This window comes from Lysinibacillus sp. FJAT-14745 (assembly GCF_001275675.1).
Classification (GTDB): domain Bacteria; phylum Bacillota; class Bacilli; order Bacillales_A; family Planococcaceae; genus Lysinibacillus.
On sequence record NZ_LITM01000003.1, the window covers coordinates 172304 to 192768 of the forward strand.

20 protein-coding genes are annotated in these 20465 nt (G+C 37.0%); 5 read left to right on the forward strand and 15 right to left on the reverse strand.

Annotated features, from left to right (window positions below; genetic code table 11):
- Positions 1–104 precede the first annotated feature (104 nt).
- The 4 genes from AMS59_RS06430 to AMS59_RS06445 all read right to left on the reverse strand — a co-directional run bounded on the left by AMS59_RS06430 (position 105) and on the right by AMS59_RS06445 (position 3573).
- Positions 105–1145, reverse strand: coding sequence for an acyl-CoA dehydrogenase (locus tag AMS59_RS06430; protein ID WP_053482934.1), 1041 nt, complete (start codon positions 1143–1145; stop codon positions 105–107).
- Between the two features lie 85 nt (positions 1146–1230).
- Entirely contained in the window at positions 1231–2331 is a 1101-nt protein-coding gene (gene ychF / locus AMS59_RS06435; protein ID WP_053482935.1) for a redox-regulated ATPase YchF, read from the reverse strand.
- 155 nt (positions 2332–2486) lie between these two features.
- Positions 2487–2687 (reverse strand): DUF951 domain-containing protein, encoded by a 201-nt coding sequence (locus AMS59_RS06440; protein WP_053482936.1) that lies wholly within the window; start codon positions 2685–2687, stop codon positions 2487–2489.
- Position 2688: 1 nt separating this feature from the next.
- Complete coding sequence (locus AMS59_RS06445) at positions 2689–3573, reverse strand: mechanosensitive ion channel family protein (protein WP_053482937.1); 885 nt, start codon at positions 3571–3573, stop codon at positions 2689–2691.
- 93 nt (positions 3574–3666) lie between these two features.
- On the opposite strand from AMS59_RS06445, the gene yyaC reads away from it, so the two are divergent.
- On the forward strand, positions 3667–4299 hold the full coding sequence (gene yyaC / locus AMS59_RS06450) for a spore protease YyaC (RefSeq protein ID WP_053482938.1): 633 nt from the start codon (positions 3667–3669) through the stop codon (positions 4297–4299).
- Here yyaC and AMS59_RS06455 read toward each other — a convergent pair.
- From AMS59_RS06455 to rpmH, 11 genes are all read right to left on the reverse strand, one after another.
- Entirely contained in the window at positions 4216–4932 is a 717-nt protein-coding gene (locus AMS59_RS06455) for a DUF554 domain-containing protein (RefSeq protein ID WP_053482939.1), read from the reverse strand. The two genes, yyaC and AMS59_RS06455, sit on opposite strands and share 84 nt — an antisense overlap.
- A gap of 78 nt (positions 4933–5010) precedes the next feature.
- The gene (locus AMS59_RS06460; protein ID WP_053482940.1) at positions 5011–5862 is read right to left on the reverse strand and encodes a ParB/RepB/Spo0J family partition protein; all 852 of its coding nucleotides are present in this window, start codon (positions 5860–5862) and stop codon (positions 5011–5013) included.
- Positions 5855–6616: a ParA family protein gene (locus AMS59_RS06465; RefSeq protein ID WP_049662596.1), complete on the reverse strand. Its 762-nt coding sequence runs from the start codon at positions 6614–6616 to the stop codon at positions 5855–5857. The genes AMS59_RS06460 and AMS59_RS06465 overlap by 8 nt, the downstream gene beginning before the upstream one ends.
- 375 nt (positions 6617–6991) lie before the next feature.
- A complete protein-coding gene (gene noc / locus AMS59_RS06470; RefSeq protein ID WP_053482941.1) occupies positions 6992–7891 on the reverse strand; it encodes a nucleoid occlusion protein in 900 nt (299 codons plus the stop codon).
- A 179-nt stretch (positions 7892–8070) separates the two neighbouring features.
- Positions 8071–8787: a 16S rRNA (guanine(527)-N(7))-methyltransferase RsmG gene (rsmG, locus tag AMS59_RS06475; RefSeq protein ID WP_053482942.1), complete on the reverse strand. Its 717-nt coding sequence runs from the start codon at positions 8785–8787 to the stop codon at positions 8071–8073.
- A 151-nt stretch (positions 8788–8938) separates the two neighbouring features.
- Positions 8939–10834, reverse strand: a complete 1896-nt coding sequence (gene mnmG, locus AMS59_RS06480) for a tRNA uridine-5-carboxymethylaminomethyl(34) synthesis enzyme MnmG (RefSeq protein ID WP_053482943.1) — start codon at positions 10832–10834, stop codon at positions 8939–8941.
- 28 nt (positions 10835–10862) lie between these two features.
- Positions 10863–12248: a tRNA uridine-5-carboxymethylaminomethyl(34) synthesis GTPase MnmE gene (gene mnmE / locus AMS59_RS06485; protein ID WP_053482944.1), complete on the reverse strand. Its 1386-nt coding sequence runs from the start codon at positions 12246–12248 to the stop codon at positions 10863–10865.
- 683 nt (positions 12249–12931) lie between these two features.
- The gene (gene jag, locus AMS59_RS06490; protein ID WP_053482945.1) at positions 12932–13741 is read right to left on the reverse strand and encodes an RNA-binding cell elongation regulator Jag/EloR; all 810 of its coding nucleotides are present in this window, start codon (positions 13739–13741) and stop codon (positions 12932–12934) included.
- The gene (gene yidC / locus AMS59_RS06495) at positions 13738–14508 is read right to left on the reverse strand and encodes a membrane protein insertase YidC (protein ID WP_053482946.1); all 771 of its coding nucleotides are present in this window, start codon (positions 14506–14508) and stop codon (positions 13738–13740) included. The genes jag and yidC overlap by 4 nt, the downstream gene beginning before the upstream one ends.
- 287 nt (positions 14509–14795) lie before the next feature.
- On the reverse strand, positions 14796–15140 hold the full coding sequence (gene rnpA / locus AMS59_RS06500) for a ribonuclease P protein component (RefSeq protein ID WP_053482947.1): 345 nt from the start codon (positions 15138–15140) through the stop codon (positions 14796–14798).
- Positions 15141–15241: 101 nt separating this feature from the next.
- Entirely contained in the window at positions 15242–15376 is a 135-nt protein-coding gene (gene rpmH / locus AMS59_RS06505) for a 50S ribosomal protein L34 (protein WP_004233310.1), read from the reverse strand.
- A gap of 563 nt (positions 15377–15939) precedes the next feature.
- Between rpmH and dnaA the strand changes: the two genes are divergently transcribed.
- The 4 genes from dnaA to recF all read left to right on the forward strand — a co-directional run bounded on the left by dnaA (position 15940) and on the right by recF (position 20404).
- On the forward strand, positions 15940–17289 hold the full coding sequence (gene dnaA, locus AMS59_RS06510; RefSeq protein WP_053482948.1) for a chromosomal replication initiator protein DnaA: 1350 nt from the start codon (positions 15940–15942) through the stop codon (positions 17287–17289).
- A gap of 169 nt (positions 17290–17458) precedes the next feature.
- Positions 17459–18595 carry a DNA polymerase III subunit beta gene (gene dnaN, locus AMS59_RS06515; RefSeq protein ID WP_053482949.1) on the forward strand — a complete coding sequence of 379 codons (1137 nt, stop codon included), beginning with the start codon at positions 17459–17461 and terminating at the stop codon, positions 18593–18595.
- 465 nt (positions 18596–19060) lie between these two features.
- Complete coding sequence (gene yaaA / locus AMS59_RS06520; protein WP_053482950.1) at positions 19061–19285, forward strand: S4 domain-containing protein YaaA; 225 nt, start codon at positions 19061–19063, stop codon at positions 19283–19285.
- A gap of 3 nt (positions 19286–19288) precedes the next feature.
- On the forward strand, positions 19289–20404 hold the full coding sequence (gene recF / locus AMS59_RS06525) for a DNA replication/repair protein RecF (protein ID WP_053482951.1): 1116 nt from the start codon (positions 19289–19291) through the stop codon (positions 20402–20404).
- The last annotated feature ends 61 nt before the right edge of the window (positions 20405–20465 follow it).

The window sequence follows — 20465 nt, forward strand, 5'->3', positions numbered from 1 at the left end:
GGCTAACCTCTACTTCTGTCTTCGGGGTTCGGGACTTTCACCCTATAGTTCATGTGCATGCCGGGCACACCAAAAAGAATCTGCTTGGAGTCAAGCAGATTCTTTTATGGCGTTAAAAAACCATGCCGTGCAGCTGTATATAAATTTCTCCAAATACGATTAATCGAAGATGTCTCTATAATTGCATCCATACCAAGGCTACGTATTAAGTTATTGGCAATATCTACACAAGCCGCTGCAATGTCTTTACTCATCCGTGAAAATTGTTGTAGTTCCTCATCAGCCAACTCATGACCTTCTTTATGTTTTTGCCAGTGTTCATTCAACATTGAATAAAATTGCTCTTCAAGCTGTCTAAAGTTCTTCTGTTGCTGCATCAATAAAAATTGTATGGCGCCCATACGTTCAGTACGGCTTGGGTCATGGTTTCTTTGCTTCACTAAAATAGCTGTCTCTTCTAAGAAGTTTACTGTTATCCCAAGGCAAACACTTAAAAAAGATGCTTCTGCAAATGCGCCAAACGGAAAACTATGTACCGCACTTCTATACTTGTTTTTAATTGTGCATAATTGGAACGTTTCCTCTTGTGGCACCCAAGCATTTTGCACACGAATTGTATGACTAGCAGTCGCTTTTAAGCCCATTGCTCGCCAATCATTAAGAATCTCTACTTGATCACGATTTACTGAGCAACTAATGATTTCATCTGTTCTAATCCCCTCATTCTCGACGAAGCAATTCATCGTAAAAGTTGTAGCATAATCTGCTCCACTACAATACTTCCATTGACCTGTGACTCTATAACCCGCATCTATTTTTACTGCTGTACCTGTAGGATAGCCACTGCCTGCGATGACTGCATTTCTTGGTGAAAATATTTTTTCGCAAACCTCTTTGTTTAATGTTGGAATAAACGCGTTACCCCCTGTACCTATTGTGACAAGCCAGCCAAAGTTGCCATCAAGTACAGCCATCTGCTGGAATACTTTTATGCCCTCTAGTAGATCTAAATCTTTACCACCTAATTCCTTTGCTGTGAATAGCTTAAACAATTGATGCTCATAAATAAGCTCTAATACATCGTCTGGTAATCTACCTAACTCTTCAATTTCTAAACCACGTTCTTTTATTTGTAATATATTCATACTAACCTACCCTCCAGATTGAAAATTCAGATAAATATATATACAAAAAAAAGGCAATCTATTGAAAGATTGCCCTGTTCGTTTTTTACACATTGAAACGGAATAACATAATATCGCCGTCTTGTACAACATACTCTTTACCTTCAAGACGTACTTTACCAGCTTCTTTAGCAGCAGGTTGAGAACCAGCTTCTACTAAATCATCGAAAGCAACTGTTTCTGCACGAATAAATCCACGTTCAAAGTCTGTATGAATGACTCCTGCACATTGTGGTGCTTTCATGCCTTTACGGAACGTCCATGCACGTACCTCTTGTACCCCAGCAGTGAAGTAAGTTGCTAGTCCTAGTAAATCATATGAAGTACGGATTAATTGGTCTAAGCCAGATTCTTTAATGCCTAGTTCTTCTAAGAACATTGCTTTTTCTTCATCATCAAGCTCAGAAATTTCTTCCTCGATTTTTGCACAAATTGTGATAACTTGAGCACCTTCAGCAGCTGCATACTCACGTACCTTTTGCACATATTCATTATTATCTGCGTCAGCAACTTCATCTTCTGAAACGTTTGCCACATAAAGCATTGGTTTAATTGTTAAAAGATGAAGTCCTTTAATAACCTTTAGCTCGTCCTCTGAAAGCTCTGCAGCGCGTGCTGGTCGACCGTTTTCTAATTCTTCTTTAATCTTTAGAAGAATTGGTTCTTCAATCATTGCTTCTTTGTCTTTTTGCTTTGCCATTTTGCTAACACGTTGTAATCGCTTATCAACAGATTCTAAATCGGCAAGTGCAAGCTCTAAATTAATAACCTCAATATCATCAATCGGATCAACTGCACCTGATACATGTGTAATATTTTCATCTACAAAGCAACGTACTACTTGGCAAATTGCATCTACTTCACGAATATGAGCAAGGAATTTGTTCCCTAAACCTTCACCCTTTGAAGCGCCCTTTACGATCCCAGCAATATCCGTAAACTCAAATGCTGTTGGTACTGTTTTTTTAGGTATTACTAATTCTGTTAATTTATCTAAACGTGCGTCTGGTACTTCAACAATACCGACGTTCGGATCGATTGTTGCGAATGGATAGTTTGCAGCCAATGCGCCCGCTTTTGTAATTGCGTTAAATAATGTTGATTTTCCTACGTTAGGTAAACCAACGATTCCAGCTGTTAATGCCATGAATGGACACAACCTTTCTATGATCTGTTCAAATTTGCTCTTATTTCCCGTACTAACGGATACTGTGAGGTTTCGAAAAAGTCCTCACGGATGAATCACTGTATAACCTTATCTATTATATTGATTCACTCATAAAAAGTCTAATACACATGAAATTAGTCTTCACTAGCGGAAATTAAAACCTTTTTCATTTTTTTCTCAAATTCGCGGCGCGGAATCATGACACTATGCTGACAGCCTTCACATTTAATACGCACATCTGCCCCCATCCGAATAATTTTCCACTTATTTGTGCCGCATGGGTGTTGCTTTTTCATTTCAACAATATCGTTTAAACTAAATTTCTTCGCTTCCATATTACTCTTTTCTCCCCTCTTCATTTCCACTAACACCATAGAACATCATTTTTGGATGAGCCATTGGAATATTATTTTCTTCAAAGAGTTTTGTAACATCACGACGAATAGTACGTGCCACTCCATATTGTTGCTGTGGTAATGTTTCTGCGGCTATACGAATCGTTACCTCTGTACCCTTAACATTTTGTACACCTAAAAAGACAGGTACCGCTACAAGTTCCTTATGAATTTCAGGTAAAGTATCTAAATACTTTTTAATAATATCTTCCGCTCTTTCAAAATTGGCATCGGTCGTCATTTGTAAATCTATATAAATTTTAGAGTTGTTGACAGAGTAATTGACAACATCACCAATTGAACCATTCGGAATAATAAACTGCTCTCCTGTAGAACCATTAATCTTTGTTGTACGTAAGCCAATTTCTACAACAGTTCCTTCAGCTGCATTTATTTTTATATAATCACCAACACCAAATTGATCTTCAAAAATAATAAAGAATCCAGTAATGACATCCTTCACTAAACTCTGTGCCCCGAAACCAATGGCTAAACCGACAATCCCTGCTCCTGCCAATAACCCTGCTATCTTAATGTGTAAGATAGAAAGAATAGCAACGATTGCTGAAAAATAAACAACATAGGAGATGACACTTTGTAATAATTTTGAAATTGTTTTTTGTCGGCGTTCTGAGTGGTTTAAAGGTGAACTCATTCGCATTAAAAACACTTTTTTAATAAATTTCTTACCAAATCGTACAGCTAGCCACGATGCTATCAAAATAATCGTAATCTTAATTGAAGCATTTATTACATTTTGCCACAACTTCTCTGACGTTAGCTCGCCCCAATAGTACTTTAATACCTTTTCGTTAAAGTAATCCATTAATACCACCTCTTGAATAACTTGCTAAAAATTTGCGTATACTGCATAAAAATCGAGCACTTCTTACAAATAAAAAGGAAAGTGAGTTTTTTTATGAATACTATACCAAAATTGTTACTCCCTTATTCTCTTCATCATGAAAGTAAAAATATCGTTTGGCAGTTAAGTACATTATTTTTAGAACATCTACCCTTTCATCATGAACGCCTTATTTTCTGTTGTATCGGAAGTGACCGTTGTACAGGTGATACACTCGGGCCATTAACAGGTAGTTTCCTAAAAAAGTCTGTTAGTTTTCCATATGAAATTGTAGGCTCTTTAGACAATCCTTTGCATGCTCTTAATTTAGACACTACTATGCAACAGCTACACAATCATACTATAAAACCTTTCATTATTGCGATTGATGCATGTCTTGGAAGTGAACAAAGCGTTGGACATATTTCTGTACAGAATGGACCTATTTTTCCGGGAAAAGCTGTAAAAAAAGAATTACCTCCCATCGGCGATATTTCCATTAAAGGAATAGTCAATGTTGGAGGCTTTATGGAAATGCTTGTTTTACAAAATACAAGACTTCATATTTCCTATGCAATGGCTGAAAAGCTTTCAAGAGCGTTATTGCTTGCTGCACATCGTTATTCACTGAAAAGTATAGAAGATAGCAACCACAATACCGACAACGATGAGACTTGGCAACAAGTTGGCAGCCTTGATCTTAGTTAAGCCTGCTATATTTAAACCAATGGCAAAAATCATAACACCGCCTACAGCAGTCATTTCTTGAATAAACATTTGTAGTGCAGCATCTGGTATAAAAGAGCTGATAACACCTGCAAAAAGTGCAATTAATCCTTGATAGACGAATACAGGTACTGCAGATAATAGCACTCCAATACCTAATGTAGATGTTAATATTATCGATATAAATCCATCGATTAATCCTTTCGTAATAAGTATATTATGATCATTACGCAGACCACTATCGAGTGCACCAATGACACCCATAGAGCCAACTACAAATATTAAAGAGGCCGTTACAAAACCTTCTGCTATGCCAATTTGATTATTATCAGTACGATTTTTACTAAATAAAGATTCTACCCATTGTCCAAGTCTATTCATTTGCTTATCTAAATCTAACCACTCACCAATTACTGTACCTACTACTAAACTTATCATTATAATAATAAAATTATCACTTTCAAAACCCATTTTAATCCCTAAAAGCGCCACTGCTAAACCAATAATCGATAATACAGTGGACTTCATCGATTCAGGTATATTTTTAAAAATGCGTCCCACCAATGCACCTGCCATAATAAGCAAAGCGTTAATTAATGCCCCTAGTAATACCACGTCCCAACCTTCCTTCTCTCTAGAAAAATAGAGAGCGCCTTGTAGTTCGGCGCTCTGATTACAATATCGATATTTCTCTTATTCTTCTTCCTGTAAATTTAATATTTCTAAAATGCGTTCTAAATCATCTTCAGAGTAAAATTCAATTTCAATTTTCCCTTTATTATTAGCTTTCCTAATTTGTACATTTGTTCCAAAGTAATCACGTAACTGTGATTCCTTAGCTGCTACAAATATATCCTTTTTCTTTGGTTGAGTTGTTTCACGTGAAACTTCTTCATTCAAATTGTGTACTAACATTTCAACTTGGCGTACATTTAAACCTTGTTTAATGACCTTATTTGCCACTTCTGATATTCTTCTTTTATTTTTCAATCCAAGTAACGCTCGTCCTTGTCCCATCGATAGTGTTCCATCGTTCATAAACTCACGAACATCCTCTGGCAATGCAAGTAAACGAACATGATTGGCAATATGCGGTCTACTTTTCCCTAATCTTTTGGATAGCTCCTCCTGTGTTAAATGTAAGCCTTCCATTAAGCTTTGATATGCCTCTGCCTCTTCAATAACTGTCAAATCTTCACGCTGTAGATTTTCTAAAATGGCTAGTTCCATCATTTGCGCATCTGAAAACTCTTTTATAATAGCCGGAATAACCTCTAAGCCTGCTAATTGAGTCGCTCTATAGCGGCGTTCTCCAGCAACGATTTCATATTTACGTCCTTTTTTACGTACAGCAATTGGCTGTAAAATACCATGTTCCTGTATAGAGTCAGCTAATTCTTGTAAAGCTTCTTCATCGAAAATTTTACGAGGCTGAAATGGATTTGCGACGATAAGCTCTAATTGTATTTCTTCCACTTGCCCACTTTGTTCTATAGACTCTCCTGGAAATAATGCACCTATGCCTCTCCCTAAACCTTTAGCCATTTTTAATCACTTCCCTCGCCATCTCTAAATACACTTCTGCACCTCTTGATTTTGCGTCATAAATGATAATTGGCTGCCCATGACTTGGAGCCTCACTTAATCGCACATTACGAGGAATAATTGTTTTGTATACTTTATCTTGGAAATATTTTTTTACTTCATCAATCACTTGTAAGCCTAGGTTTGTGCGTGCATCAAGCATCGTCAACAATACACCATCAATGTATAGTTGCTGATTTAAATGTTTTTGCACTAAACGGACAGTTGATAACAACTGACTTAACCCCTCTAATGCGTAATATTCACATTGGACAGGAATAATTAGCGCATCCGAAGCAGTTAAAGCATTAATTGTTAGTAACCCTAACGAAGGCGGGCAATCAATAATAATATAATCATAGTCTTCTTTTACATCTTGAAGTGCATGCTTTAAACGTACTTCTCTAGAAATTGTCGAAACTAATTCAATTTCCGCTCCTGCAAGTGAAATGGTTGCTGGAACGATTGCTAAGTTTTCTACATTTGTTTGTTGAATGACATTTTCAACGTTTTCATCATCAATTAATACATCATAAATGCAGCCTTGAAGTTCTCCTTTATTAACACCAAGTCCACTTGTTGTATTTCCTTGTGGATCAGTATCGATTAAGAGCACTTTCTTCCCTAAGTATGCTAGACAAGCGCTCAAATTGACCGATGTCGTTGTTTTTCCTACGCCACCCTTTTGATTGGCGATTGCTATAATTCTACCCATTTAAAAGCACCTGCTTTCATCTATCAAAGTTCACCTTTGACAAATCATTTGTAAAATCACTATCCAATTCCTCTATCTTACTTTCATTCTATCAAAAAAACAGAAAAGAGTTGTATAAAATATTAAGAATATATGCAAAAAAGGAGACATCTCAGAAATATTTCTGAGATGCCTCCTTAGTAAAGAGTTATAAAAGCGGCTCATCATCATAACGTAGGGTTGATTTCCGTTACGGCCGGGCGCTTTCCTGGGGGCGTCCAGCCTTCACTCCAATCAACTTATATACATGGTATACGTTATACAAATATCATCCTCAACTTAGATGATGTCATAAAAGTCAATTCTTTATTTTTTTAATATAATTTCAATCACGACTTAAGACCTTTTCTTTTTAGGGATTTTCACTGTAATTTGATAATATTCCTCTGTATCTTCTTCTTCAGTCTTAACTGTTATACCGCTCTTTGTTACCATAGATAACGATTGTTTAATCGTATTTAAAGCAATGCGTACGTCTTTACTAATGGCTTTACGTTTCGGCTTTACTTTCTTCGGTTCCGCTTCTTCTTGAACCTCTGCCTCTGGATGTAATAAAGAATAAATCTGCTCTTCTAACTGACGAACGTTCCAATCATTTTCAATCGTTTGTTGTAAAACTTCTAGCTGCAATGGCTGATCTTTAATTACAATTAATGCTCGTGCATGTCGTTCAGAGATTTCACGCTTCAAAATAGCTTGCTGCACTTCTTCAGGCAACTTTAATAAACGTAATTTATTGGCTACCGTGGATTGTCCTTTTCCTAGTCGTTGGGCTAAAGCTTCTTGTGTCAGCTCATGAAGCTCTAATAATTTTTGATAGGCAACAGCTTCTTCAATTGCTGTTAATTCCTCACGCTGTAGGTTCTCAATTAACGCGATAGAGGCTGTTTCCTTATCAGTTAAATTTCTTATAATTGCCGGAACTTCTGTCCATTGTAGCTTTTTCATTGCTCGATAACGACGCTCACCAGCAATGATTTCATATTGATTTTCTGCCGTTTTACGTACAACAATTGGCTGAATCACACCATGCGTATGAATGGTTCTTGATAATTCTTCAATTTTTTCATCATCAAAAATAGTACGTGGCTGAAAACGGTTAGGCACAATTTGATCAATAGGCAGCTTTATAACCTCTTCTGCTGCATGAACCGTCTCTGCTTGTTCTACTTCATTTTTCACAATAGGCTCAGTTTTATTCCCGCCTCCAAAAAAACGTGAAAAAGGACTTTTCATCCAAGTGGCACCACCTTTAAGTAACTATCTTGCTCTGTTTTATTCTATTATTATTTATTATATTTCTTAAAATGTATATAGTTCATAGATGTCATTTGCGTGAACCATCCATAACTAGTATGTATGCTCAAAATAGAAAAAATATTTTCTACTTTGAGAAGTTTCACATGAAACACTAATTATTGAATCGGTGTTTTATTTGGTACACCTGGTTTACGCGGATATTTTTTTGGTGTTCCTTTTATTTTATCAAAGATATATAAAATACGGTCACTTTCTTCAACAGGTAGTTGGAAAGAAAATTCTTCTTTTAGTACAACCCCTAATGTATTCAATGCTTTTTTTGCACCTTTTAATTCTTCCGCACCAGCTGCTGCTTTTAAAGCAACAAAATAGCCACCTTGCTTTGCTAGTGGTACACATAACTCCGATAAGACCGATAATCGGGCTACCGCACGAGCTGTTACAACATCAAACTGTTCACGATATTTCACATTTTGAGCAAATTCCTCTGCACGGGCATGTACAAAATGCATATTCTCTAATTGTAACTCATCACTTAAATGATTTAAAAATGTAATTCTTTTATTTAAAGAATCGACAATTGTTACATGTAAATGTGGGAAGCAGATTTTAATTGGAATACTTGGGAAACCAGCACCTGCTCCAACATCACAAACTGTCGTCACTTTTGAAAAATCAAAATAGAAAGAGGCGCTAATCGAATCATAAAAGTGCTTTAAATAAACACCTTCTAAATCAGTAATAGCAGTTAAGTTCATCTTTTCATTCCACTCAACAAGTAACTCAAAGTATTTTTTGAATTGAGCCAACTGCTTTTCAGAAAGTTCAATGCCCTTCTTCTTTAGAGCCTCGATAAATTGTTGTTCGTTCATGTAAAGTCTCCTTTTTCTAACTGGCTTGACTATCCCTATTATTGATTTGTAAGCATGTTTGCCAAATCAACTATGTAAAAATAGTATAGCCTTAAAAATAGGAAGCGGGCACAAAGGTATGCCCGCCTCTTATTCACTTTACTGTCGTTAATTATTCACCGCTAACGCGTGCGATTTTACCTTGCTCAATATAAACAAGTAATATTGAAATATCTGCTGGGTTTACACCAGAGATTCGCGATGCTTGGGCAATGGAAAGTGGTGTAACTTGTTTTAACTTTTGTCGAGCTTCTGTTGCTAGACCTGAAATAGCGTCATAATCAATATTTTCAGGGATTTTTTTATTTTCCATTTTATGAAGCTTTTCAACTTGTTGCAATGCTTTTTCAATATAACCTTCATATTTAAGCTGAATTTCAATTTGTTCCTTCACTTCATCAGAAAACTCTATGTCTGCTGGAATTAACGAAGAAACTAATTCATAATGCATTTCTGTACGTTTTAATAAATCCGCTCCACGGATACCATCTTTTAGCTCACTACCACCTACAGAGCGAATAGTAGCTTGTGTTACTTCATTTGGTTTAATAATAATTTCACGGAGACGTGCAATTTCGTTTTCAATCAGCGCTTTTTTCTCATTGAATTTTGCATGTCTTTCCTCAGTAATCATTCCCATATTAAACCCTTGCTCTAGCAAACGTAAATCAGCGTTATCATGACGAAGTAGTAAACGATATTCTGCACGAGATGTTAGTAAGCGATACGGTTCATTAGTTCCTTTTGTTACTAGATCATCTATTAATACGCCAATATAAGCATCTGAACGATTTAAGATTAATTCTTCTTTACCAAGCACGTTAGCAGCAGCGTTCATCCCAGCCATTAAGCCTTGAGCAGCCGCTTCCTCGTAACCTGATGTTCCGTTGATTTGACCAGCAGTATACAATCCTTTGATACGTTTTGTTTCTAACGTTGGCCACAATTGTGTTGGCACGATTGCATCATACTCAATAGCATAGCCAGCACGCATCATTTCGGCCTTTTCTAAACCTGGAATTGATTTTAGTAAACGTGTTTGTATATGCTCTGGTAAGCTAGTTGATAAACCTTGTACATACACTTCACGTGTATTGCGACCTTCTGGCTCTAAGAAAATTTGGTGGCGCGGTTTATCGTTAAATCGCACAACTTTGTCTTCAATAGAAGGGCAATAACGTGGTCCAGTACCTTTAATCATCCCTGAGTACATCGGTGAAAGATGTAGATTTGCCTCGATAATTTCATGTGTTTCTAGGCTTGTATAAGTCAGCCAGCAAGGTAGCTGATCCATGATGAATTCAGTTGTCTCAAAGCTGAATGCACGTGGAACATCGTCTCCTGGTTGAATTTCTGTTTTATCATAATCAATGGTACGGCTATTCACTCGTGGTGGTGTACCTGTTTTAAAACGCACAAGGTCAAAACCAAGCTCTTTTAAGTTATCTGCTAAACGAATAGACGGTTGTTGGTTATTAGGACCACTTGAATACTTTACGTCTCCAATAATGATTTCACCACGAAGGAATGTACCCGTTGTAACAACAACTGTTTTAGCGCGGTAAATAGCACCAATTTGTGTAATAACACCTTTTACTTCCCCGTCTTCAATAATTAGCTCTTCCACCATTCCTTGGTGAATTGTTAAGTTTTCAGTTTCCTCCAACGTGCGTTTCATTTCTTGTTGGTATAAAACTTTGTCCGCTTGAGCACGTAATGCACGCACAGCAGGACCTTTCCCTGTATTTAACATACGCATTTGAATATGCGTTTTATCAATAACTTTCCCCATGACTCCACCTAAGGCGTCAATTTCTCGTACTACGATTCCTTTGGCAGGACCACCTATGGATGGATTACATGGCATAAATGCAATCATATCTACATTGATTGTTAACATCAGTGTGTTAGCACCCATTTTGGCAGCAGCGTGTGCAGCTTCAGAACCTGCGTGACCTGCGCCAATTACGATAACATCAAACGTGCCTGCCTCATATTTTGTTGGCATAGCTCGTATCTTCCTTTCTATAGTAAAATTATTTCCCTAAGCAGAACTGTGAAAATAACTGATTGATTAGGCTTTCCTGTACAGTGTCACCGATAATTTCACCAAGTATTTCCCATGTTCTTGTGACATCTATTTGCACCATATCAACAGGTACACCAGCTTGTGCTCCAGCTAATGCATCCTCGACCGTTGCTTGTGCTTGATGAAGTAATGCAATATGTCTTGCATTTGAAACATATGTTAAATCGCCCGCTTCAATTTGCCCTTCAAAGAACAACGCGGCAATCGCTTCCTCTAGCTCTGCTATGCCCTCTTCCTGTAAAAGAGAAGTTGTCACAACGCGATGATTGCCTGCTAGCTCTTTGACGCGAGCTACATCAATTTTTTGCGGTAGATCTGTTTTATTGACAATAACGATGTAATCCATCGCTTTAATTGTTTCGAATAGACGCTCATCCTCAGCAGTCAATTCCTCCGCGAAGTTTAAAACAAATAAAATTAAATCCGCGCCACGCAAAGCCTCACGTGAACGTTCTACACCAATTCGTTCAACGATATCCTCTGTCTCTCGAATGCCAGCTGTATCGACTAAACGAAGCGGAACACCACGTACATTCACGTACTCTTCTATAATATCACGAGTTGTACCTGCTATATCTGTCACAATAGCCTTATTCTCCTGTACCAGACTATTTAACAGAGAAGATTTCCCCACGTTTGGGCGGCCTAAAATAACAGTTGATAGACCCTCTCGTAATATTTTTCCCTGAGAAGATGTTTGCAAAAGTTTAATAATTTCATGTCGTACCCATGTGCATTTTTCTACTAATACTGGTACCGTCATCTCTTCTACATCATCATACTCTGGATAATCTATATTAACCTCTACTTGCGCTAATGTCTCTAGTAATGCTTGGCGTAAGTCACCTATTAAACGCGATAATTTGCCATCCATTTGTCCCAACGCTACATTCATCGCTCTATCAGTTTTCGCTCTTATTAAATCCATGACTGCTTCAGCCTGTGATAAATCGATACGTCCATTTAAGAATGCGCGTTTTGTAAATTCACCTGGCTCGGCAAGTCTTGCTCCATTTGTTAATACGAGCTTTAATACACGATTCACCGAAATTAGTCCCCCGTGACAGTTAATTTCGATTACATCCTCACGGGTGAATGTTTTAGGTCCGCGCATTAATGACAGCATTACTTCCTCTACAAGCTCATTTGTTTTTGGATCGACCAAATGTCCATAATGAATTGTATGTGAAGCCTTCGTTGTTAAACTTTTCCCACCAGGCGATCTGAATATTTTATCTGCAATTGCGACTGCTTCGTCCCCACTTAAGCGAACAATAGCAATAGCTCCTTCACCCATCGGTGTGGATATCGCAGCAATTGTATCGAACTCCATTTAATGACCTCCTTAACGTTATCCACATGTGGATAAATAAAAACCGACCAATACTTACTAACATCTTAGACTAACATATTTTCTCCAAAATCTAAAGTAATGATAATTTCCAATTGTGGATAATAAGAAAGCTCTACATTATAGCACGTATTTCGACAAAAGTTGCAAACGCTAGAACATTAAATCTTTAACCTAAACGAAAACTATACCCTCTGTTGTCCACAATTAAAAATCTTATAGTTAGTTGCTTTAACAGATAAAAAATTAAAATGGTCGATGGAATCTTTGTAAATGTTGCGGCGCTTTAAACGAGGGTGATTTCCGTTCCAGGCTACTCGCTTTCCTGTGGGCGAGCGGCGAGCCGCTCCCTCCGCTTTCGCTCCGTGCAGGGTCTCGCCTGTCTCGCTTTCCCACGGGAGTCGAGTAGCCTTCCACTCCAATCAACGATAGCGTAGAACTTTTATAAATTTTTTTCAATTCATGAGTGAACACTATGGCTATTCACCATAATCGAACAAAATAGACTTATTGCAGTGAAGTGATTGTACATTTGTTATTACTATCGCTTTGCTTTCGCATAGCTTAATTTCACTGACATAATAGTTTTTTAACAACATAAAAAAGCCATTTTATCATGACGATAAAATGACTTTAGATTTTTGCCTGTATGTTTTTTACGAAGTTTAGTCGTTCTTTACAGGTTCAATGACTAAATAACGATTAGGCTCCGTTCCTTCTGAATATGTTTCAATATCAAGGCGATTTGCCAATTGATTATGAATAATTTTTCTTTCGTACGACTGCATTGGCTCAAATGTCACACGCTGATTTAAGCGAAGTGCTTTATCCGCCATACGATCTGCCAGTAACTCCAAAGCTACTTGACGACGTTCACGATAGTTTTCTACGTCTAATTTCACCATTAAGAACTGCTTGGCACTTTTATTTAACACAAGTTGTGTTAATTGCTGCAAGGAATTTAATGTTTGACCACGTTTCCCTATTAGCAGTGCAGCTTTCTCGCTCTTCAGTTGAAATAATACATATTTCCCTTCACGTGTCGTTTCAATTTCAAGATCATGAATATCCAATTGTTCAGCAATTTTTACTACATAAGTCTTTGCTTCTTCAATTGGGTTTACCGAGGTTTCTTCATCCTCTTTTTGTTCCTCTACGACTTGTTGAACAGCTTCGAAATCACTTGGTTGTTCAGAAACTTGTGAACTTATTGCTTCAACATCATCTATTACTGTTGGTTCGACAAATTGAGTCGTATTTTGCTGTTCAGCTTTTTCTTCTTCAATTGTTGGTCGAACCTGAACTTCCTTTACTGTTACACGAACTTCTGCAGATCGTGCCCCAAAACCTAAAAATCCTTTTTTACCTTCTTGTAAAACTTCAACATCTACTTGTTCACGGGTTTTGCCAAGTTTCTGTAACGCCAATGAGATCGCTTCTTGTGTTGTTGCGCCTATTTGCGTAAGTTGTTTCACTTTTTAGCCCCTCCATTTTGAGCAGGTTGTGTTTTATCTTTTTCCCAAGGTTTGTAAATAAACAGGTTTTGCATAATCGAAATAATGTTACCGATTACCCAGTATAATGATAGTGCTGCTGGCAATGCCATACCGAAAGAAATAATCATAAATGGCATAATGTACATCATTATTTTCATTTGAGGGTTATCCATCGCTGGGCCCGTACGTAAAACTATAAATTGCATTAAACCAGCAATAATTGCTAATGCCGGTGCAGGATCAGCTAACGGGAAAATAAAGAAATTCCCTAAATCAAAAGCAGGTGTAGCATTCATACGACTAATCGCATGGTAGAAACCAATTAAAATTGGCATTTGAATGAATACAGGTAAACATCCAGCAAGTGGATTGACACCAGACTCACCCATAAGCTTCATCATCTCTTGCTGATACTGTTGCTGTGTCTGTGCATCCTTAGAAGCATACTTCTTTTGCAATTCCTTCAATTTCGGCTGAATTTCTTGCATTTTTTTAGAGCTCTTTGTTTGTTTAATCATCAATGGAAGAACGGCTAAACGAATAATAACCGTTACAACAATGATCCCCCATGCATATGAACCAAGCAAATCAGCAAAGTATTTAATCACTGACACTAAAGGCCAAACAATGAATTCATTCCAGAAGCCTGTGCTTTCTTTGGAGATTGGTTCTTTGAATTCTGTACATCCAGATAGTAGTAATGCTACAGATGCTAGCGACAGAATTACCCAAAGTTGTTTCTTCAACCTTCTTCCCCCTACAAATACTATTCACTTTTTCTAAAACTATATGCGTTCTCTTCTTTAGACATTTACAGTTTCCTGCTACTGAATAAAGTTATCAGTTATTTTATCATGCATATAACGTTTCACTCTACTAAATATTCTAACAATGTGCACATATTTACTAAGTAATGTTACTAATAATTCATATATTGCAGTGAAATCCCTTCATAAATACCCCAGTGAGTATTTCCAGCGATTTCACTTTCGCGCAGAAACGCTTCTATTCACCACTTTGGTTGCCATTCATATTACGTCTTCTTTAATACTTTTGCGATTCGTAGTACGTGTTGCAAACCCTGTTTTACTTCATGAAAATCCATAGTGGCCGCCGGTTGTCTGGCGATAATAACATAGTCCATATTCGACTTTAACTCATCCTTTAATTCATGAATACTTTGTCGAATATAACGTTTGATCTGGTTGCGTGTTACTGCATTCCCAAGCTTTTTACTAACCGATAATCCTACACGAAATTCTGTTTGTCCCTCTTTTTCTAAAAAATATACGACAAACTGACGATTAGCGAAAGATTTACCCTTTTTAAACACCTTTTGAAAATCATCGTTTTTTTTCACTCGTTGGCGTTTTTTCATTTCTTTCACCTGCTACTCGATAATTATCCTTTGATCCTCATTTCTAGGTTTACCAAAAATAAAGAAAAAAAAGACCACTGATGTGTCTCAGTGGACTTATTTTATGCTGATAATACTTTTCTTCCTTTACGACGGCGAGCAGCAAGAACTTTGCGACCGTTTTTCGTGCTCATACGTGCGCGGAAACCGTGAACTTTGCTGTGCTTACGTTTTTTTGGTTGGTAAGTACGTTTCATTTATATAGACACCTCCTGATTGAGTTGAATTTTTCAACATACAGACCTGAATATTATATAAAGTAACTAGTGATTTTGTCAATGAATTTTATAAATTTCTATATTTAAGTGAAACTATGTCTATCTTTTACTACGATCATCTTCTACTGAACAAATATAAATTATCCACAGAGTACTTGTTTTTTTTACACAGAGTTGTGTATAGTATTTTTTGCATTATTTTTTATCCACAACATTTATCTACAGCTTTTTCACATAAGCAGACCTTGTGGACAACTTGGACGTGCATAAATAAAAGGTATGTGGATAAGTTTCACAAACTATTGAAATAGCTTTGTTTTTCTGATACGATATCTGTGCTTCACTTTGTTGAAAACTGAAATTAACTTTTATTTTATCCACAACTGTTGATATGCTGTGGATAATTTTTATCACAGCCTTTGGTTAACTTTTATCCACAACTTGTGAGTTTGTGGACTAGTTATAAAATGAACGTATTTACCGTTTCTATAAATGCGCTTTTATTATTGTAATTGTATTGAACTGTAAAGGAGATTAGCAGCTTGGAACATTTAGAAGAACTATGGAATAATGTCCTGGCTCAAGTTGAACAAAAAATTTCTAAACCAAGCTTCGAAACGTGGCTAAAGTCTACTAAACTACTTTCCTACAATGGTAGTGGTTCTACTGTGACAATTGCTGCGCCAAATTCGTTTGCTCGAGACTGGCTTGAAAATCATTATATTCATTTGATTACAGGTATATTAACGGAGCTTACAGGCGAAGACTTGCTTATTAAGTTTGTTGTTCAAAAAAACCAGGATTCGGACGATTTCGATTTACCAGCGCCGATTATCCAAGCAAAAAATAACGAACACCATGATATTTCACCAGGTATGTTAAACCCGAAATATACTTTTGATACGTTTGTTATTGGCTCTGGTAACCGCTTTGCACATGCTGCCTCGCTAGCTGTCGCAGAAGCGCCTGCGAAGGCTTATAACCCATTTTTTATCTATGGGGGAGTAGGACTTGGCAAAACACACTTAATGCATGCGATTGGTCATTATGTGCTGGAACATAACCCAAATGCAAAGGTGGTATATTTATCATCTGAAAAATTTACAAATGAATTTATTAACTCAATTCGAGATAATAAGGCTCTTGATTTCCGCAATAAATATCGCAATGTAGATGTACTGCTAATTGATGATATTCAATTTCTAGCTGGAAAAGAATCAACTCAGGAAGAATTTTTCCACACTTTTAATACATTGCATGAAGAATCGAAACAAATTGTTATTTCCAGTGACCGTCCTCCTAAGGAAATACCGACATTGGAAGATCGTTTGCGTTCTCGATTTGAATGGGGACTAATTACAGATATTGCGCCTCCTGATTTGGAAACTCGTATCGCCATTCTTCGAAAAAAAGCAAAGGCTGATGGTCTAGAAGTGCCAAATGAAGTCATGCTCTATATTGCGAACCAGATTGACTCCAATATTCGGGAGCTTGAAGGTGCGCTTATTCGCGTCGTTGCCTACTCATCACTTGTTAACAAGGATATTAATGCAACTTTGGCTGCTGAAGCATTAAAGGATATTATTCCTAATTCAAAGCCACGAACTGTCACGATATTAGACATTCAAAATGCAGTAGGAGAGCATTTTAACATTCGTTTAGAGGATTTTGTCGCGAAAAAACGTACAAAGTTAATTGCCTTCCCGCGTCAAGTCGCCATGTTTTTATCTCGCGAATTAACAGATTTTTCGCTGCCGAAAATTGGCGAAGAATTTGGTGGACGTGACCATACTACTGTTATCCATGCGCACGAAAAAATATCTTCTTTGTTGAAAAATGACGTTCAGCTACAGCAAGATATTAAACAAATTCGGAGCATGCTAGGAAAATAATGCTGTGGACAACACAAACATTTAAACACAAACTTATACACAGTCTATCTACATGTGGATAGACTGATTTTATTCACTCGAAAGCACTTATCCACAAATCCACAGGACCTATTACTATATCTTTTTTATTTTATATAAATAAATAATATAAATATGTGAGGGAAAACGAATGAAATTTGATATTTTACGTGACCGTTTATTAGAGGGTTTAAATGATGTCATGAAAGCTGTAAGTTCTAAAACAACTATTCCGATTTTAACGGGGATTAAAATTGATGTAACAGATGAGGGTATTCGATTAACAGGTAGTGACGCTGATATAACGATTCAAACATTTATTCCAGTTGAAGAAGATGGTCAACAAATAATTCATATTACAGAAACAGGATCAATTGTTGTACAAGCTCGTATGTTTAATGAAATTGTACGTAAGTTACCAACCAATGAAGTTGAAATTCAAGTAACAACTGGTTTACAGACTCATATCCGTTCAGGTAAATCTGAATTCCACTTAATTGGCTCAGATGCTGCTGAATATCCTTTATTACCCGAATTAACAGAGGATCAAAAATTTACTATTCCTGCAGATCTATTAAAGTCAATTATCCGTGAAACAGTATTCGCTGTTGCCACTTCAGAAAGTAGACCGGTGTTGACAGGTGTAAACTGGCAGATAAAAAATGAAACATTAATCTGTGTTGCAACAGATAGCCACCGTTTAGCAAGACGTAAAGTTCAACTGGAAAATTTGCCTAAGGTCGAACATAGCGTTGTAATTCCTGGTAAAAGCTTAAATGAGTTAAATAAAGTTTTAGAGGATTCTACAAATCTTGTGCAAATAGTTATGACAAGCCAGCAAGTATTGTTTAAAACTGGAGAAGTATTATTCTTCTCTCGCTTACTTGAAGGTAACTACCCAGATACATCGCGTTTAATTCCAGAAGAGTATCAAACAAATCTAACAATTAATGGTAAATCGTTACTGCAAGCGATCGATCGTGCATCTCTTGTTGCTCGTGGCGATCGTAATAATGTTGTACGTTTTGAGATTTTGGATAATCAAGCTGTCGAAGTTTCTTCTAATTCTCCAGAAATCGGTAAAGTTCAAGAAGAAATTCCTGTTGAGTCATTAGAAGGGGAGAACTTAAAAATCTCTTTCAGTGCAAAATACATGATGGAAGCTTTGAAAGCAATAGATGGTCAAGATGTAGTCATTCAATTTACAGGAGCAATGAGACCGTTTATTTTACGTTCAGTTCATGACGATGCTATTTTACAGTTGATTTTACCTATACGTACTTATTAAGATTTAACTTCTTTCAGCAAATGTTTTTTGTAACGAAAGTGCAACGGCAGTTACAAATCATTCACCTCTATAAGTGGTAAGATGAATGCGGGTTTAAGTTACTTTTCAGCGGGTGTCCAACCATCCGCTGAAATAGAGGAACTCAGTCTAAGAGCGCCACGTCCTGTGGCAATGACTGAGTGACTAACTTCGTGTCGGCCCTCGTGTTGCTGCCGCTACGTTAGCACTGCGCTTTCGCACAAAAAACATCTGCAGGCCTAAGCACAAAGCCGAATCCGGACGCAAGTATGCCGAGGCATACTTGATACAATTTTTGTTGGAGAGAATAAGCTCCATAATTTCAAACTCTAAATACTTTGAAAAACGTTCTGATAGTCGCTAGTTGCGGCTATCTTTTTTTACTTATGGCGAATTTTTAGGTATGATAGAGAGATAGACAGTCTGTATTTGGAGGGGAACTCAACTATGAAGGACATTGAAATTGATGTAGAGTTTGTCACATTAGGGCAACTTTTAAAAATGACCGATGCTATTAGCTCTGGTGGCATGGCGAAGTGGTTTTTACACGAAAATGATGTATATGTAAATGGAGAAGTAGATGATCGCCGCGGTCGTAAATTACGTGACGGTGACATTGTAAATATTCCTGGATGTGGTCGATTTCGTATCGTTGGAACCACTGGACAGTAAATTATGCATATAGAGCAGTTAAAACTTACAAATTACCGTAACTATGATGCCTTAACTTTAAACTTCTCTCCGAAAATTAATGTTTTTATTGGTGAAAATGCTCAAGGAAAAACAAATGTTATGGAATCTATTTACGTATTAGCGATGGCTAAATCCCATCGAACGACGAACGATAAAGAATTAATACGTTGGGATTCAGACTATGGTAAAATAGAAGGGGCCGTTCAAAAACGGCATGGTATTTTACCGATTGAGCTTACGATTACGAAAAAAGGCAAAAAAGGTAAGATAAATCACATAGAACAAAGTCGCCTCAGTCATTATATTGGCCAAATGAATGTCGTGATGTTTGCACCCGAAGATTTAAACGTTGTAAAGGGAAGTCCGCAAATACGCCGACGTTTTATTGATATGGAGATTGGGCAAATTTCGCCTGTCTATTTACATGATTTATTAACCTTTCAAAAAATTTTAAAGCAACGTAATCACTTTTTAAAAATGAATCAAGGTAAAAAAATGCCAGATGACGTGATGTACGATGTTTATAATGAACAATATATTCACGCAGCTACCCAAATTATTCGAAAAAGATTTCAATTTATGGATTTATTGCAGGAGTGGGCAGAGCCAATTCACGCTGGTATTTCTCAAGGGAAAGAAACGTTAGTTATTAAATACCGCACAGTAGCTGGTATTGAAAAAGAACTTACGGCTAGTGAAATTGAAGGCTTCTTGCATAAAAAGCTAATAGAAGCTAAGGATCGTGAATTTGACCGAGGTGTAACACTAGTTGGTCCGCACCGAGACGATTTGCAGTTTTTAGTAAATGGCTACGATGTTCAGACATATGGTTCACAAGGTCAGCAACGTACAACCGCTCTTTCATTAAAACTTGCTGAAATTGAGTTAATTAAACAAGAAACAAATGAAACACCCATACTACTTTTAGATGATGTATTGTCGGAACTCGACGATTATCGCCAATCGCATTTATTAAATACCATTCAAGGTGAAGTTCAAACCTTTGTTACGACTACAAGTGTTGAAGGAATTCATCATGAAACGATGGAGCATGCACAGCTGTTTCACGTGAAACAAGGAGCGATTGAAGAAAGTTAGCCCGGGGAGTTTTTTAGATTACAAAAGAATGGTAATAGTCAGCTCGGTTGACTGTTCATTC